Origin of the sequence: Micromonospora sp. C41 (genome assembly GCF_018070485.1) — a bacterium.
Classification (GTDB): domain Bacteria; phylum Actinomycetota; class Actinomycetes; order Mycobacteriales; family Micromonosporaceae; genus Micromonospora; species Micromonospora chalcea.
Map to the genome: position 1 here is coordinate 102,537 of NZ_JAGPXP010000014.1, position 16,312 is coordinate 118,848.

The window sequence follows — 16,312 nt, forward strand, 5'->3', positions numbered from 1 at the left end:
TCGAGAGGTTCGACCTTCACGCGGTGAGCGCGATGTACTTCTCCTCCAGGAACTCCAGGATGCCCTCGGAGCCGCCCTCCCGGCCGAGGCCGCTCTGCTTGACCCCGCCGAACGGGGCGGCCGGGTCGCTGACGACGCCCCGGTTCACGGCCACCATCCCGGCTTCCAGACGCCGGGCGACGGCCATCGCCTCCCGCTCCTCACCGAAGACGTACGCCATCAGACCGTAGACGGTGTCGTTCGCCATCCGGACCGCGTCGTCGACGTGGTCGAAGCGGATCACCGCGGTGACCGGCCCGAAGATCTCTGTCGTGGTAATGGTGGAGCCGTGCACCACACCGGTCAGCAGCGTCGCGTCGTAGAACGCGCCGTGGCCCGCGGACCGTCCGCCGCGCACCACGGTGGCCCCCTGCGCGACGGCGGTCCGGACCAGGTCCGCCACCTTGTCCCGCTCGACAACCGAGACGAGCGCGCCCAGGTCGTTCGCCCGGTCGAGCCCCGGCCCGACCGACACCGCGGCGAGGGCGGCGTCCATCCGGGCGACGAACTCGTCGTGCACCGAGGAATGGACGTAGAAGCGGTTGGCCGCGGTGCAGGCGGACCCGCCGTTGCGCATCTTGGCCAGCAGAGCGCCCTCCACGGCGGTGTCCAGGTCCGCGCTCGGCAGCACGATGAGCGGGGCGTTGCCACCGAGCTCCATCGACGTGCTGACCACGCTGTCCGCGCAGGCGTGCAGCAGCTCACGGCCGACCTCGGTGGAGCCGGTGAAGGAGAGCTTGCGGACCTCGGGACGGTCGATCATCCGCTTCACCAGCGGGCCGGTCGGCACCGGAGTGACCAGGTTGACCACGCCACGCGGCACGCCGGCACGGCGCAGGACCTCCACGACGTAGGCGGCGGTCAGCGGCGTCTCCCGCGCGGGCTTGAGGATGGTCGTGCACCCGGCCGCCAGCGCCGGGCCGAGCTTGCGCGTGGCCATCGCGGCCGGGAAGTTCCACGGCGTGACCAGCAGGGACACGCCGACGGGCTGCCGGTCCACGACGATCCGCTTGTCCCCCGCCGGGGAGAGGCGGTAGTCGCCCGGCACCCGGACGGCCTCCTCGGCGAACCAGCGGAAGAACTCCTTGGCGTAGTTGGCCTCGCCGATCGCGTCCGCCCACGACTTGCCGTTCTCCCGCACCATCAGCTCGGCGAAGACCTCCACCTCGTCGGTGAGGATCTCGTACGCCCGGCGCAGCAGCTCACTGCGCTCGCGCGGCGCGGTCGCGGCCCAGGCGGGCTGGGCCGCCGCCGCGGCGTCCACGGCCGCCATGCAGTCCTGCTCCGTCGCGACGGCGAACCGGGCGATGGTGGAGAGGTCGGCGGGGTCGGTCACGCCGAACCGGCGGCCGTCGGAGCCGGGCCGCCACTGCCCGTCGATGAAGAGGTCCGCGAGCAGGTTCACCTGAGACTCCCATTCGCCAGGGCGCCGTCGTGGGCGCGTTCCAGGATGTCGAGCAGCAGCTCGCGGGACGGGTCCACCGGCGCGGCCGCGATCAGCCGGGTGGACCTGAGCCCCAGCTCGGCGATCTGCGGAAGCTGGCTGCGCGTCAGCCCGATCTCGGCGAGCGTGCGCGGCACGCCGATCTCCTGGTTGATCTCGACCACCCGGGCGAGCGTCCGCGTCGCGGAGGCGTCCGCGGCCGGGACCGCTTCGAGCGCCGCGCCGAGCGCCGCGAGCCGCTCGGCGACCGCCGGCTGCGCCGTCAGCGTGTCGATGACGTACGGGAGCATCAGCCCGGTGCCGAGCCCGTGCGGAGTCTTGGTTAGCGCGCCGATCGGGTACTGCAGGGCGTGGCACAGGTGGGTGCCGGTCGCGCCGAACGCCATCCCGCCGAGCAGCGAGCCCAGCGCCACCTCGTGGCGTGCCCGCCGGTCGCCGGGCCGGTGGACCGCGACCGGCAGCCAGGGGCCCAGACGCGCCGCCGCCTGCAACGCGACCGACTCACTCAGCACGTTGCGTCCGGTGAACACCGGGAGCACGCCCGACCAGTCGAGGTCGACCGGCCGGGCCGTGAACGACTCGACCGCGTGCACCAGCGCGTCGATGCCGGACCAGGCGGTCACCGTCGCGGGTGTCCCGAGCGTGAACTCCGGGTCGACCACGGCGGCCGACGGCACCAGAAAAGGGCTGGAGATGCCCACCTTGAGCTCGCGGTCGGGGTCGGACACGACCGCGACGGGTGTCACCTCCGACCCGGTGCCCGCGGTCGTCGGCACCGCCACCAGCGGCACGATCGGCCCGGGCACGAGGTTCTCGCCGTAGTAGCGGTGCGCCGGCCCGCCGTAGGCCGACAGCAGCGCGATCAGTTTGGCGGCGTCGAGCGCGCTGCCGCCGCCGATCGCCAGGACCACCTCCGCGCGGTAGTCGCGGGCGGTCGCGACCGCGGCGTCGAGGGTGTCGACCGGGAGTTCCGGCGTGATGTCGGAGTGGACCAGCACGTCCAGCCCGGCCCCGGTCAGGGCGTCCACCGTCTCGCGGAAGATCGGCGTCCGCACCAGGAACGGGTCGACCACGGCGAGTACGCGCCGGCCGTGCACCCGGACGACCTCCGGCAGGTGCCGGCGGGCGCCGTACCCGAAGTGGATCCGTGGCGGAAGGCGGAGCGTGCCGACGGCGGCGGAGCGGAGGTCGTCGCCGTCGCCGGTCGGCGCGGTCACCGCGGTCTCGTCAGGCACTGAAGCCACCGTCCACCGGGAGCACCGCCCCGCTGATGTGGCTGGCCCGGTCGCTCAGCAGGAACGACGCCGTCGCGCCGACCTCCGTCCCGGTGCCCGCCTTGCGCAGTGGGGTCGCCGCGATCCGGGCCTCGACCCCGCCGGGAATCGCCAGCCGGGTCTGGGCCAGCATCGGCGTCTCGGTGGGGCCGGGCGCGATCACGTTCACCCGGATCCCGAGCGGGCCGAAGTCGTGCGCGGCGGTGCGGGTCAGCCCGATGACCGCGTGCTTGGTCGCCTGGTACGCGCCCAGGCCGGAGCTGCCGCGCAGTCCGCCGATGCTGCTCACGTTGACGATCGAGCCGGCGCCCCGGCCGAGCATGACCCGCACCTGCTCGCGGACGCACAACCAGGTGCCCTTGACGTTCACCGCCATGATCCGGTCGAAGTCCTCCTCGGGGACCTGGTCCAGGCGGCCGCCCTGTGTCATCGCGGCGTTGTTGAAGGCGCCGTCGAGCCGGCCGAACCGCTCGACGGTCCGGTCCACGACGCGGGCGACGTCGCGGGCGACGGAGATGTCGCCGGTGACGTGGTCGACGTCGTGCCCGGCCGAGGCGAGTTCCAGGGCGATCTTCTCCAGTGGCCCCTCGGAGCGGGCGACGAGCATCAGCGAGGCGCCGTCGGCGGCGAACACCCGGGCGGCGTCGGCGCCGATGCCCGCGCTGGCGCCGACGACGAGGACGACCTTGCCCGCCAACGGGAGGGGGCGGTTCTGCGGGTCCGGCATGGCTTCTCTATCCCTCTTCTCGACGGCTGCCGGTGAGCAGCAAATGTTCGGATAGCGCAACCGAAGTTCATATTACGGAGCGCGGTCTCGTGTGTCCACAGGCGTCGTGACGGCGGAGCGCCCCTCCCGACCGGAGTCGGAAGAGGCGCTCCCCCACTGACGGCGCGGTGTCGCCCGGGTCAGCCCAGGTCCACTCCGTCGACCTGCGGGCCGAGCGGCGGCTGCTGCCAGCCGTGCTCGGTCATCCGCCAGTCCGGCCGCACCTCGCACGGCGCGCACTGCGGCCAGTAGAACTGCGGCTCGCGCCCGCTGACCGGGTTCTTGTAGTGGAACCACATCGGCACGATCCCGGGCCACGCGATGTAACCGGGGGAACCGCCCTGGAACCCGCGCGAGCGCTCACCCATGCTGCTGAGCAGCACGTCCGGCGGGTACCGGGTCACCAGCGTGCTGGGTGCCGGGTCCGGCAGCTCCGGGTTGCGCGGGTTCGCCGCGGCCCAGCCGCCGGCCCAGTTCGTCGACTGCCAGTAGAACTCGTCGATGGTCAGGCTCCAGATGCGCCAGATGCCGTTCTCGAGCACGAACTCGTCGTTGTACATCGCGCCGTTGAACGCGCCGGCGTTGGTCCTCGACGTCCGCGGCTGGAGCAGGCGGGCGCGCATCGTCGCCGACCGTCCGTCCTCGGACACGAGGATCACCGGTTGCGGCCGCCAGTGGTACGAGATGCTGGCGCGCATCGTCGACGGGTTGGTTCCGTAGACCGTCACCCCGGCCTGCCGGATCCGCTCCGGGCCCTGGAAGTAGCCGGCGAACGGCGACAGCTTGTGGCCGAACTCGGCGTGGATCTGCGCCATGTCGTAGATCCGGAGGTCGTCCAGGTAGGCGGTGTACGCCATCGAGACGTTCTCCGCCCCGTCGAACGCCAGCGACCGGGCCAGCCGGCGGTCGAGGTCGGCCAGGTTCCGGTTCGACGACGCCGCGCCGCCGGCGTTCTTCTGGCTGCGCGCCTGCACGTCGAGGAAGGCCGGCACCCGGGTCGGCGCCGGCGCGATGCCGCCGTCACCCCAGCCGGTGGAGTACGGGGCTATCACCAGCGGCGTGATGTTCATGTCCTTGAGCTTCCACAGCCCGCCCTGCTTGACGAAGTGGTTGTGGAACACGGAGATCTCCCACGACGCCTCGCGGGTGTTGGCGTCGCCGACCATGGCGAACTCGATGCCCCGGGCGGTCGCCTGCGTGCCGCTGGTGTGCACGTCGACGATCGTGTCGAACTGGATACGCTCGTTGAGGATGCCCTGGCTGAGGTTCTCCGGGCCCATGCGCTCCATGGCCTGGCGGACGCCGGCGGCGCCCCGGAACGTGCCCACGTTGTCGATGGTCACCGTGGCGCCGTTGGCGAACAGGTCGACCACGTCGGACCACATCCGCCGGTCGACGTAGTAGCCGTAGGCGTGCTGGAGGTTGCGGACCGAGTCCTCGCTGTTGAGCTTGTCGATGCGGGCCGCCACCTTGTTGACGGTCGTGCCGGCCGGCGGCGCCGGACCGACCGGCTCCGGGATCGGCACGCCCGCCTCGTCCGGAGTGAAGTGGTACGGGACGATCGGCAGCAGCTCGAGGTCCTTGTTGCGCCAGCCGGTGGCGTAGTCCCCCTCGTACTGCGGGTAGTAGTGCAGCAGGGAGATCCGCCAGCGGCCGTTCTCGAACACGTACTCGTTCTCGTAGATGCCGCCCTCGATCCGGGCCGCGCCCGCGCCGTCACCGAGGAAGCGGAAGCCGTTCCAGCGCGCCTTCGCGGACAGGCCGTCGACGGAGAGGTTCACCAGCGGCTGGTCGACGATCACGGTGTGCAGGGATCCCGGGTTGATGCCGTTCATCGCGCCGGCGTCGGCCTCCAGCCAGTCGCGGATCGCGGCGCGGCCGGTGACCGTCTCGTCGCCCCAGCGGAAGGTCGCGTCGGCGCTGAACAGCGCCGCCATGTCCGACCATCTGCCGTACTGCGCCAGGTGCGCGTACGTGCGCTGCACGTCCTTGACCTCGCGCAGCGACTCGACGCGGACCAGGTCCCGGGCGAGGGAGTTCAGGGTGATCGTCGGGGTGGTGGCCGCGGCCGGGGGCGCCTGGAGGGCGACCATGCCGGCGGCGACCAGCAGCAGTGCGGAGGCTGTCGCGGTCAGCCGTCTTGTCAGACGTCTCATCTTCACATCCCTGTCCGTTGCTGGCGTATGTGGAATCCCCGTGGTCGGCGGGCGGCCGTGGAGGTCACGACCGGAGGCAGTTGCCGGAAACGTACGGGACATGTTCGCAGGGCGCAAGAGCTATTACGCCAGATGAACTTTGCCCAACCCGCACCATCTCGCCACCGGCTGGGGACACCGGAGTGCGGCAGGCGCGCGGAGGCGCCCCTCCCCGCCGGATGCGGGAAGAGGCGCCTCGGGACGGTCGCGACGGCCGGGCCGCCGTCACTGACGGATCAGCCCACCTCCAGCCCGTCGATCTGCGGTCCGGTCGGCGGCAGCTGGTAGCCGTACCGCGTCATGCTCCAGTCCGGCCGCACCTCGCAGGGCGCGCAGTCGTACCAGAAGTGCGGCGGCACCCGCCCGCTCACCGGGTTGCGGTAGTGGAACCACATCGGCACGATGTCCGGCCACTGGATGTATCCGGGACTGCCGCCGCGGAAGCCGCGGGACCGCTCGCCCAGCGCGCTGTGCAGGACATCCGGCGGGTAGGTGTTCACCAGGTTGCTCGGCGGCGGGTCGGGCAGGCTCGGGTCACGCGGGGCCACGCCACCCCAGCCCTGGGCCCAGTTCGGCGACTGCCAGTAGAACTCGTCGATGTCCAGGCTCCAGATCCGCCAGATGCCGTCCTCCAGCACGAACTGGTCGTTGTACATCGCGCCGTTGATGTACCCGGCGTTGACGGTCGAGGCGTTGACGTGCATGAGCCGGGCCCGGACCGACGCCGACCGGCCGTCGTGCGAGACGTCGATGACCGGCTGCGGCCGCCAGTGCAGCACCAGGAAGGACTTCTGCGTCGGCGGTGGCGTGTTGCCGTACGTCGAGACCACCGAGCCGAGAATCCGTTCGCGCGTCACGTTCCAGCCGGCGAACGGGGACAGCTTGTGGCCGTTCACCGCGTGCACGGCCGCCATCTCCGGCCACCTGCTGTCGTCGATGTAGTAGCTGTAGGCCGCCGAGACGTTCTCCGCTCCGTCGAACGCGACCGAGCGGTTCAGCCTCCGCTGGAGGTCGGCCAGGTCCGCCTTCGGGCCCTTCGGCGCGCCGGCCGCCTTGCCGGGCTTCGGCGCCGGGGTACGCCCGGCCACGTCGAGGAACTTCGGCGGCTTGACGGAGGCGACCGGGCCGGTCCCGCCGTCGCCCCAGCCGGTGCTGTAGGGCGCCGTGACCAGCGGCGTCAGGTGCATCTCCTTGAGCTTCCACAGGCCACCCTGCTTGACGAAGCGGTTCGTGAAGACGGAGAACTGCCACGAGGCGCCGCCGGCGTCGTTGAGCATGCCGACCTCGATGCCCCGGGTGGTCGCCTTCTTGCCGTTGTCCTCCACGTCGACGATCGTGTCGAACAGCGGCCGGTCGTTGAGCACGCCCTGCGTCAGGCCCTCCGGCCCCATCCGCTCCATCGCCTGGCGGACACCGGCGGCGTTGCGGAACACGCCCACGCCGTCGATGGTGACCTTCGCGCCGTCGGTGAACAGGTCGACCACGTCGCTCCACATCCGGCGGTCGACGTAGTAGCCGTACGCGTGCTGCAGGTTGCGCACCGAGTCCTCGTCGTTGAGCGCGGTGATGCGGTCGGCCAGCTCCTTCGCGTTGAACCGGGTCTTCGGCGCGGGCCCGGTCGCCGCCGGGATCGGCACGCCGGCCACGTCGGGCGTGAAGTGGTACGGCACCACCGGCACCGGCTGGCGGTTGATGGTCCGGAAGCCGGTGGCGTAGTCGCCCTCGTAGAGCGGGTAGTAGCGCAGCAGCGAGATCTTCCACTCGCCGTTCTCCAGCACGTACTCGTTCTGGTAGATGCCGCCGTCGATGCGCGCCGCGCCGGCCCCGTCACCGAGGAAGCGGATCCCGGACCAGCGGCCCTTCGCGGTACGGCCGTCCGGCGACAGGTTGACAAGCGGCTGGTCGATCACCGTGGTGTGCAGCGCGCCCGGCCGGGCGCCGTTCATGTCCCCGGCCTCCGCCGCGAGCCATCCCTTGATGGCGTGGTGGCCGCTCACCACCTGACTTCCCCACTGCAGCGTGCCGTTCGCGCTGAACAGCTTCGCCATGTCCGCCCAGCGCCCGAACTGGGCCAGGTGGGCGTACGACCGCTGCACGTCCTTGACCTCGCGCAGCGACTCGACCCGTTCGACGTCCCGGGCCAGCGAGTCGATGCTCACCGGCGCGTTTCCGCTCGCCGCCGCGTGCGGCGCCCGTACCGCGATGTTCACGCCGACCACCAGCAGGAGCCCGGTCGCCGCCGCCGTCAGCCGTCTTGTCAGAGGTTTCATCGTCACATCCCTGTCCGTAGATGCCGTGCGAAGAGCTCTGGCATCGCCAGGTCCGGCCGGAGGGCGATGCGAGGAACGTACGTGACGTGTTCACCTACCGCAAGAAGCATTCCGGCATACGAACTTCCAGCCGCCCAGCGGGCCCCTGACGCCGTCGATCATGAAGTTGACCGCGATTTTCGCCCGTTTTCTCCCGGCCAACTTCATGATCAGCGCGTGGGTCCTCGCGCGCGGGGTGGGTGGCGCGCGCCGGGGTGCCGGTGATCAAGGAGTTAGGGGTGCGGGACCGGGCGGATCTGGACACAAAGTCCTTGGTCAACGAGTGGGGCGGCCGGAGAGCGCGGGCGGGGCGGGGAAGATCGGGCCCGTTACTCGTCTGCCGTCGGCGCGCTGTCTGCGGGGGCGCCGAGCTCGCTGGTCAGGGTGGTGGCGGTCGCCACCAGCAGCTCGATGGCGGCGGACAGCTCGGCGATGTCGCCGGCGCCGAGGAGTGCGACAGTGGCGCACAGCCCCTTCTCGTCGAAGACCGGGGCGGCCACCGCGAACAGGCCGCCGCTGTGCCGGGCCACGCTGTAGCCCTGCCGGCGTGCGGCGTAGACCTCGGAGTCCAGCCGGGCGCGCTCGGCCGGGGACATGCCGGCGGCCACCAGGTCCATCACGGCCTCGTCGGCGTACGCGAGGTACACGTGCGTCTGCGCGGCGCTCGCGTCGAGCTTGGTGCCGGGATGCACGGTGACCACGACCTGGCGGCTGGTGTCCTCCTCGACCAGGGTCACCACCGGCCCCTGGGCGCCACGGACGCTGAGCACCGCCGTCATTCGCGCGTCGGTGCTCAGCTTCCGCAGGTGGGGCCCGGCGATCTCGACGATCCGCTGGCGTCCCAGCGCCCGAATTCCCAGTTCCAGCATCAGTCCGCCGAGGGCGAACGTCCCGCGGCGCGTCCCCCGTTCGAGAATGCCGGCGGCAGTCATCGACGCGCAGTATCGGTAGGCGGTGGTGCGGTTCAGACCCGTCCGTTCGGCGACGTCCGCGGCCGTGAGCTCGACGACCCGGGGACCGAAGAGCGCGCAGATCTGTCCCACGCGCGCGACCGCCCGGATGTCCGAGTTCGAGGCTTCGTTCGGATCAAAGTTCGCCACCCCCGAAGCGTAGTTCACATGACGGACGAATCGCTACCGGGGGGTCACCTCAGCCGGCAAGCCAGTTGGTGAGCTTGGCGGTGACCTCGTTGAAGTTGTCGGCGTACCACTGGACGTCCTGCAGCACGGTCTTGCCGGTGTTGGCGTCGCCGTAGACTTCGACCTTCTTCGCGTTCTCCGACAGGTTCGGCTTGGCGGCGAGGTTCACCGGCGCGGTGCCGAGCGCCTCGGAGATGCCGGCCACCGCCTCCGGGCTGACCACCGTGGACAGGAACCGCTCCGCGGCCACCTTCTTCGGCGACCCCTTCGGCACGGCGAAGCAGTTGATCGAGGCCACCGTCACGTCCCACACCACTGTGATGTCCGCGCCCTCGTCCATCAGCGGCACGAGCCGCGCGTCGGCGAGCAGGAACATGTCGACCTGCTTGGAGCCGACCGCCTGCTGGAGCGCGCCGACGTTCGGGGCGAACGTGGTCACCTTGCGGATCGTGTTGAGCTTCTTCAGCGAGCGGTCGACGTCGAGCGGGTAGAGCGCGTCCGGCGCCACACCGTCGGCGAGCAGCGGGTATTCGAGGATGCCGTTCTGCAGGTTGGTCAGGATCCCGCGCTGGCCGGGGAAGTTCTGGACGTCGAAGAAGTCCTTGATGGTCTTGGGCGCCTTGCTCGGGTCCGGGAACGCCTCGGTGCGGTAGGCGAAGGGCGAGGCGTTGATGAAGTTGCCGATGTAGCACTTGCCGATCGTGCCCTCGGCCAGGTTGCTCTTGTCGACGCCGGAGAAGTCGAGCGGCTCGAACAGCGTCCCGCAGTTCTGGGTCGCGGCGGCCGGCGCGGTCGCGACCACGTCCCAGAGCACCGCCCCGCTCTCGACCTGGGCCTTCACCTGCGCCACGTCGGGCGGCGAGGTGTTGGTGAAGGTCACGTTCGGGTGCGCCTTGGTGTACGGCTCCTGGTAGTGCTTGATCATCGCGTCCTGGCCGACACCGCCGTAGGCGACGAACGTGAGCTTGACGTCCCCCTCGGGGTCCACCGCGGCGGCCGGCTCGTCTCCGCCGCAGGCGGCGGTCATCGACACGACTGCGGTCGCCACGAGGACCGCGAGGACGCGGGATGTTCTCAACACCATGTCACTTCCTTCGGCTATGGCCCGCGAACGCGGGCGTACTGTTCGGAATATGGATTGGTGCTTCGTATAGTGAACAGTAGCGAGGGCGTAACGTGCCCAACAAGAGCGTGGAACCTGTTCGTTACCAAAGAGCGCGGTCGAATGTGCGTATGGTGAACGAGCTACCCCGCGACGACGCGCTGCCGGTCGACTCGCCACCAGGCGACCACGGGCTGGCCGATCCGCAGGTCGCTCTCCAGCGCGTCCAGCCGGGCGCGGCCCATCACGTCGCCCGCGCCCCCGAGCGACAGCATGGCGGTCCGGTACGCCCCCATGTACTCGATGTCGCGGACGATCGCCGCCGCGCAGTTCGCGTCCGGCGGAACCGCGTCCCGGTCGGCCGCGATCCGGACGTCCTCCGGCCGTACCACCAGGGCGGCCGGGCGGCCCTCACGCACCAGGCCCGACACGGTACGGCCGTCGACCGACCACACCTCGCCCTCCCAGACCGCCGTCGTACCGGTCACCTGCGACAGCGTGAAGACCGTCGAGTCGCCGAGGAACCGCGCGGTGAACAGCGTCTCCGGCGACCGGTAGAGCGCCTCGGGGCGGCCCAGCTGCTCGATCCGCCCGTCGTTGAAGAGCGCGATCCGGTCGGACAGGTTCATCGCCTCCTCCTGGTCGTGGGTGACGAAGACGAACGTCGAGCCGACCTCCCGGTGGATACGGCGGATCTCCAGTTGCAGCGTGGCGCGCAGGTTGCGGTCCAGCGCGCCGAGCGGCTCGTCCAGCAGCAGCGCGGTCGGGCCGAAGACGATGGCCCGGGCCAGCGCGACCCGCTGCTGCTGCCCACCGGACAGCTGCGCCGGGTAGTGCCCGTCCCGGCCGGTCAGCTGGACGAGTTCGAGCACCTCCGCGACCTTGCGCGCGATGTCCGGCTTGGACATGCGGCGTTCCCGCAGCGGATAGGCGACGTTCTGGGCGACTGTCATGTGCGGGAAGAGCGCGTAGTTCTGGAAGAGCATGCCGAGGTTGCGCTTGTGCGGTGGCAGCCGGCTCACGTCCACGCCGTCGAACGAGATGGCGCCGGTGGTGAGCGTCTCGAACCCGGCGATGAGGTTGAGCGTGGTGGTCTTGCCCGAGCCGCTGGGCCCGAGCAGGGTCATGAACTCGCCCGGCTCGATGGTCAGTGAGACGTCGTCGACGGCCGGATGGGTCAGTCCGTAGTCCTTCGTCACGTTGCTGAGCCGGATCTGGGTCCCGGCCCGGGTGGACGCCGGCACGGGCTCGGCCGTGCGGAACGTGGATGCGGACATGATGCTCCTATCGGCTCTTTCGGTTGCCCACGAACAGCACGAGGCAGATGACGGTGACCGCGACGACGACCAGGCTCGACGACGCGGCGATGGTGGGGTCGATCTCGACGGTGACGCTGTTGTACATCTGCACCGGCAGCGTCTGGAACGTCGGCGCGCGGAGGAACAGCGCGATCACCACCTCGTCGAACGAGGTGACGAACGCGAAGATGGCGCCGGTGACGATCCCCCGGCTGATCAGCGGCATGGTCACGAACAGGAAGGTCCGGATCGGCGTCGCGCCCAGCGACGCCGACGCCCGCAGCAGCTTCGGGTCGAAGCCGCTGAGCGCGCTCGTCACCGACACCAGCACGAACGGCACGCCGATCGCGGCATGGGCGAGGACGTACCCGCTCAGCGTGCCGACGAGGTGCCACTTCAGGAACGAGATGTAGACCGCGACCGCGATCACGATCGACGGCGTGACGATAGAGACCATCAGCAACGTCCGGGCGAGCCGCGCGAGCCGCCCGGTCAGGCTGTGCAGGCCGATGGCGGCGGCGGTGCCGACCACTGTGGCGAGCGACGCGGCGAGCACGCCGACAAGCACCGAGGTACGCAACGACGCGAGCCAGGTCGGGTCGGTGAAGAAGTTCTCGTACAGCTTGAGCGAGAAGCCGGTGGGCGGGAACTGGAACGTCGACGCCGTGCTGAAGCTCATCGGGATGACGAACAGGGTCGGCAGGATGAAGTACAGCGCCACCAGGGCGCCGACGAGCTTGAGCCACCAGGGGATCGGGTCCACGGAGGTGGCGCGGCGGCGCCGACGGGCCGGGGCGGGTCGCCTCTGCGTACCCGGAGGGTTGTCGGTCTTCGTCGCGGTCATGGCTGGTCCTTCGTCCTGGCGGCGGCGACCACGCCGATCGCCGAGATGGTTCCGCCGAGGCGGTTCGCCCAGGCGACTAGCACGAGGGTGACGACGAGCACGAGCATCCCCAGCGCGCCCGCGCCCGAGAAGTCGAGCAGCAGGGTGGTGCGCTGGCCGAGCAGCTGCGCGACGAGGGACTGCTGTGGCGACCCGAGCAGGGCCGGCGTGACGTAGAAGCCGAGGCTCAGGGTGAACACGAGGATCAGGCCCGCGACCACGCCGGCGCGCGACAGCGGCCAGTAGATCTTCCAGAACGCGACCAGCGGGTGGGAGCCGAGGCCGCGCGCGGCCAGCAGGAGCCGGCGGTCGATGCCGGACAGCGCGCTGAACAACGGCAGCACCATGAACGGGAGCAGCACCTGGCTCATCGCGACCGTCACGCCGGCCACCGTCCCGTACAGCACGACGTCCAGGCCGAACAGCTCGAAGAAGGAGTGCACCGGTCCGTTGCGTTGCAGGATGACGATCCAGGCGTAGTTGCGGGCCATGACCGACGTCCAGAACGGGATCAGCACGATGATCAGCAGGACGCCGCGCATGCGCGGCCCGACGCGGGTCATCAGGTAGGCGTACGGGTAGCCGAGCAGGAAGGCGATGACGGTGACCGCGGCCGCGGTCAGCGCGGTGCGGACGAGCACCCGCATCGTCACCCCGTCGGTGAACAGCGACTCGTAGTGCCGCAGGGTCCAGTCGCCGTTGCCGACGCTGCGCAGGAAGCTGTTCCCGAGCGGCACGAGCAGGATCCAGGCGAGCAGGGTGAGCGCCGGCACGAGGAGCAGCCACTGCGGACGCGGCCGGAGCCGCCGTAGGAGACCTGGCATGTCTGTTTCCGCCTTCCGCCCGGCGTCCCGGGCTCGCCTTTCATGCATGGCTGGTCGCGATCATGGAGCCCAGGGTCTCGGCCGCCTGTTCCAGCGCGGCGACGCGCGCCGAGGACCGCTCCGCGGGGTTGAGCATCTCGGTCGTGCCGAGCAGGCCCATCGCGGCCTGCACGTCGTAGGTGGCGAAGATCGGCACCGCCACCGAGGCCAGACCGGCCCGATCCAGGTCCGCCCAGGCGATCCGGTGGCGCCGTACCCGGGCCAGCGCCTGCCGCTCCACCGCCGCCTCGGCCGGGGTGAGGCTCGCGTGGGCCCGGGTCACGGTGGCCGGGTCGGCCTGGAAGGCGAGCAGAACGCGGGTCTGCGCGGCCTTGAGTTCCAGCACCGTCCCGATCCGGGCCGTCAGCACGATGGTGCCCTGGTGCGGCTCCTCGACGAGCGTCACCACCGCGCCGGAACGGCCGAGGAAGCTGAGCACTGTGGTGAGGCCGGTCGTGTCCGAGAGCTGCCGCATGATCGCCGGCGCCAGCGTGAGGAGCTGCTGGCGGACCGAGACGAGGGCGAAGAGCTGGTCGAGCAGCGGGCCGGGGCCGAACGACGCGCTCAGGAAGCCGGCCCGTTGCAGGGACTGGAGATAGCGGTGCGCGGTCGTGCGGTTGAGGCCGAGGCGCTCGGCCACCAGGCCGGGGGCGAGACTCCGGGTGTGCTGATCGAGTAGCGCGAGGACGTTCGCCGCCCGGTCGATGGACTGGATCATGGTGCGATCCGTCTCCACCGTCGCCGGCCCGGGGCCGGTTCGCTGGGGGTCAGGATCGGCGCTCATCGTCACCTCCTTACCGGACGCATCCATTTCCAGGGCCCGGTCCAGGGCAAGCGAAAGTTCGCATGCGGGCAAAGGCATGCACGATGCGAACGACGGCTCTTCCGTTCGACGCCTCGACGAGCACGCCGACGAGGCGCTGGCGCTGGGCGGATCCGGCACGACCGATGGTTGGCCCGAGATCGGGCGTTCGTTTTGCGAGCTCCCGCTTTCGGTATGCGGACGATAACCGGTAACCCGCACGCAACACAATGGTCCTTTCGCGGGCCTGGCGCAGCTGTTACGCCGCTCGGCCACCCATGGACACGACCGATGCTCGTCCGTATGCTGAACGCCAAGTTCATGGGACGAACAGGAGGAGTCGATGGGCGTCTCGAAAGGTCACCAGCCGGTCCCGCCAGGGCTGTTGAAGGTCCTGGATGGCACGGTTGACCTGCACTGCCACTCCGGCCCGAGCCCGTTCCCGCGGCGGATCAACCACGTCGAGGCGTCGTACGACGCCGCGCGCATCGGCGTGCGGGCGCTGCTGGTGAAGTCGCACCACCACAACACCGTCATGGACCTGCTGGCCATGGGGCCCTGGCTGAAGGAGGCGCCGACGCCGGTCTACGGGGGCGTCGCGCTGAACTCCGAGGTCGGCGGCATCAACCCGTCGGCCGTCGCGATGAGCCTGCGGATGGGCGGCCGGTGCGTCTGGGCGCCCACCGTGTCCGCGCGCCAGCACATCGAGCACCACAGCCACGAGCACGGGTTCCCGACCTCGGGCCTGGACCTGCTGGAGAGCGAGGTCTCGGTCTTCGACGACAGCGGGTCCGTCTCCGCGCAGACCGAGCAGGTCGTCGAGGTCGTCGCGGACGCCGACGCGCTGCTGACCGGCGGCCACCTCGACGCCGACTCGATGAAGGCGCTGTTCACGGTCGCCGTCGACAAGGGCGTGCGCCGGCTTCTCGTCCAGCACCCCGACTTCATCGTGGGCGCCTCGGACGGCGACATCGAGGAGCTGCTGCGGATGGGGGCGTACGTCGAGCACGAGATCGCGATGTACCACCCCGGCGTCCCGAAGCCGGGCTGGCCGATCGAGCAGCTGGTGCGCTGGATCGAGCGCGTCGGGCCGGAACGGACCACCATCGGCTCGGACCTGGGCCAGCAGGGCAACCCGCTGCCGGTCGACGGCTACATCTACCTCGTGCAGCGCCTGCTCGACCACGGGGTGTCCGAGAAGGACGTCCGGCGGATGATCGCCGGCAACCCGGCCTACCTGCTCGGTCTGGAGGACAGCCCGTCGTGATCAGGGCGGACAGGGTCATCATCAGCGCGGCGGTCACCGGGTCCGTGCACGTGCCCTCGCAGAGCGACCACCTTCCGCTCTCCCCCGAGCAGGTGGTGCGGTCGTCGCTGGAGGCGGCGGAGGCCGGCGCCGCGGTCATCCACCTGCACGCGCGGCACCCGGACGGACGGCCCGCGTTCGAACCGGAGACGTTCGAGCAGATCATCCCCCCGATCGTCGAACGGTGCGACGCGGTCATCAACATCACCACCGGGGGCGCCTCGTCGATGACGATCGAGGAACGGCTCGCCGCCGCGGCCCGGTTCACCCCCGAACTCGCCTCGCTGAACATGGGGTCGATGAACTTCGTCTACTCCGGCATCGCGGACCGGGTCAGCCGGTGGAAGCACGACTGGGAGAAGCCCTACGTCGAGAACACCTACCGGCAGCCCTTCATCAACACGTTCGCCCAGATCGAGTACGCGCTGCGCGAGATCGGCGAGAAGGGCGGCACCCGCTTCGAGTACGAGTGCTACGACATCGGGCACCTCTACACCCTGGCCCACTTCGTGGATCGCGGTCTCGCCCGGCCACCCCTGTTCATCCAGGGCGTCTTCGGCATCCTCGGCGGCATCGGCGCGGACCACGCCAACCTGACCCACATGATCGCCATCGCCGACAAGCTGTTCGGCGCCGACTACCACTTCTCCGCGTTCGCCGCGGGCCGGCATCAGATGCAGTTCTGCACCCACAGCGCGTGGCTGGGCGGGCACGTCCGGGTGGGGCTGGAGGACAACCTCTACATCGGCAAGAGCGAACTCGCCACCAGCAACGCGCAGCAGGTCCGCAAGGTCCGGTCGATCGTCCAGGACCTGGGCCGCACGATCGCGACGCCCGACGAGGCCCGGGCGATCCTCGGCCTCAAGGGCGGCCGGAACATCAGCCGTTGACG

13 protein-coding genes are annotated in these 16,312 nt (G+C 70.4%); 2 read left to right on the forward strand and 11 right to left on the reverse strand.

Features of this window, described 5'->3' with window-relative positions; genetic code table 11:
- Positions 1–16: 16 nt before the first annotated feature.
- From KBX43_RS17160 to KBX43_RS17210, 11 genes are all read right to left on the reverse strand, one after another.
- A complete protein-coding gene (locus KBX43_RS17160) occupies positions 17–1,444 on the reverse strand; it encodes an NAD-dependent succinate-semialdehyde dehydrogenase (protein ID WP_307851545.1) in 1,428 nt (475 codons plus the stop codon).
- Positions 1,441–2,718: an iron-containing alcohol dehydrogenase gene (locus KBX43_RS17165; protein ID WP_210885483.1), complete on the reverse strand. Its 1,278-nt coding sequence runs from the start codon at positions 2,716–2,718 to the stop codon at positions 1,441–1,443. Before KBX43_RS17165 ends, KBX43_RS17160 begins: the two co-directional genes overlap by 4 nt.
- Entirely contained in the window at positions 2,711–3,484 is a 774-nt protein-coding gene (locus KBX43_RS17170) for an SDR family NAD(P)-dependent oxidoreductase (RefSeq protein ID WP_073827372.1), read from the reverse strand. The genes KBX43_RS17165 and KBX43_RS17170 overlap by 8 nt, the downstream gene beginning before the upstream one ends.
- Positions 3,485–3,663: 179 nt before the next feature.
- A complete protein-coding gene (locus tag KBX43_RS17175) occupies positions 3,664–5,679 on the reverse strand; it encodes a nuclear transport factor 2 family protein (protein ID WP_210871867.1) in 2,016 nt (671 codons plus the stop codon).
- 275 nt (positions 5,680–5,954) lie between these two features.
- Entirely contained in the window at positions 5,955–7,988 is a 2,034-nt protein-coding gene (locus tag KBX43_RS17180; protein WP_113973273.1) for a nuclear transport factor 2 family protein, read from the reverse strand.
- Positions 7,989–8,356: 368 nt separating this feature from the next.
- Positions 8,357–9,127, reverse strand: a complete 771-nt coding sequence (locus KBX43_RS17185; RefSeq protein WP_158559983.1) for an IclR family transcriptional regulator — start codon at positions 9,125–9,127, stop codon at positions 8,357–8,359.
- A 49-nt stretch (positions 9,128–9,176) separates the two neighbouring features.
- A complete protein-coding gene (locus tag KBX43_RS17190) occupies positions 9,177–10,250 on the reverse strand; it encodes an extracellular solute-binding protein (protein ID WP_104115297.1) in 1,074 nt (357 codons plus the stop codon).
- A gap of 161 nt (positions 10,251–10,411) precedes the next feature.
- Entirely contained in the window at positions 10,412–11,545 is a 1,134-nt protein-coding gene (locus KBX43_RS17195) for an ABC transporter ATP-binding protein (protein ID WP_113973274.1), read from the reverse strand.
- Positions 11,546–11,552: 7 nt separating this feature from the next.
- On the reverse strand, positions 11,553–12,410 hold the full coding sequence (locus tag KBX43_RS17200) for an ABC transporter permease (protein WP_104115299.1): 858 nt from the start codon (positions 12,408–12,410) through the stop codon (positions 11,553–11,555).
- Complete coding sequence (locus KBX43_RS17205; protein WP_158559984.1) at positions 12,407–13,273, reverse strand: ABC transporter permease; 867 nt, start codon at positions 13,271–13,273, stop codon at positions 12,407–12,409. The genes KBX43_RS17200 and KBX43_RS17205 overlap by 4 nt, the downstream gene beginning before the upstream one ends.
- A gap of 40 nt (positions 13,274–13,313) precedes the next feature.
- Positions 13,314–14,096: an IclR family transcriptional regulator gene (locus KBX43_RS17210; protein WP_158559985.1), complete on the reverse strand. Its 783-nt coding sequence runs from the start codon at positions 14,094–14,096 to the stop codon at positions 13,314–13,316.
- Positions 14,097–14,457: 361 nt separating this feature from the next.
- Between KBX43_RS17210 and KBX43_RS17215 the strand changes: the two genes are divergently transcribed.
- Both KBX43_RS17215 and KBX43_RS17220 read left to right on the forward strand, forming a co-directional pair.
- Entirely contained in the window at positions 14,458–15,381 is a 924-nt protein-coding gene (locus tag KBX43_RS17215) for a DUF6282 family protein (protein WP_113973276.1), read from the forward strand.
- Positions 15,378–16,310, forward strand: coding sequence for a 3-keto-5-aminohexanoate cleavage protein (locus KBX43_RS17220; protein ID WP_113973277.1), 933 nt, complete (start codon positions 15,378–15,380; stop codon positions 16,308–16,310). Before KBX43_RS17215 ends, KBX43_RS17220 begins: the two co-directional genes overlap by 4 nt.
- Positions 16,311–16,312: the final 2 nt, after the last annotated feature.

What these genes read in the sequence shown, in the direction of transcription:
- KBX43_RS17170 (WP_073827372.1), bottom strand. Translation starts at nt 3,484, where the DNA reads ATGCCGGACCCGCAGAACCGCCCCCTCCCGTTGGCGGGCAAGGTCGTC.
- KBX43_RS17175 (WP_210871867.1), bottom strand. Translation starts at nt 5,679, where the DNA reads ATGAGACGTCTGACAAGACGGCTGACCGCGACAGCCTCCGCACTGCTG.
- KBX43_RS17180 (WP_113973273.1), bottom strand. Translation starts at nt 7,988, where the DNA reads ATGAAACCTCTGACAAGACGGCTGACGGCGGCGGCGACCGGGCTCCTG.
- KBX43_RS17190 (WP_104115297.1), bottom strand. Translation starts at nt 10,250, where the DNA reads ATGGTGTTGAGAACATCCCGCGTCCTCGCGGTCCTCGTGGCGACCGCA.
- KBX43_RS17195 (WP_113973274.1), bottom strand. Translation starts at nt 11,545, where the DNA reads ATGTCCGCATCCACGTTCCGCACGGCCGAGCCCGTGCCGGCGTCCACC.
- KBX43_RS17200 (WP_104115299.1), bottom strand. Translation starts at nt 12,410, where the DNA reads ATGACCGCGACGAAGACCGACAACCCTCCGGGTACGCAGAGGCGACCC.
- KBX43_RS17205 (WP_158559984.1), bottom strand. Translation starts at nt 13,273, where the DNA reads ATGCCAGGTCTCCTACGGCGGCTCCGGCCGCGTCCGCAGTGGCTGCTC.
- KBX43_RS17210 (WP_158559985.1), bottom strand. Translation starts at nt 14,096, where the DNA reads ATGAGCGCCGATCCTGACCCCCAGCGAACCGGCCCCGGGCCGGCGACG.
- KBX43_RS17215 (WP_113973276.1), top strand. Translation starts at nt 14,458, where the DNA reads ATGGGCGTCTCGAAAGGTCACCAGCCGGTCCCGCCAGGGCTGTTGAAG.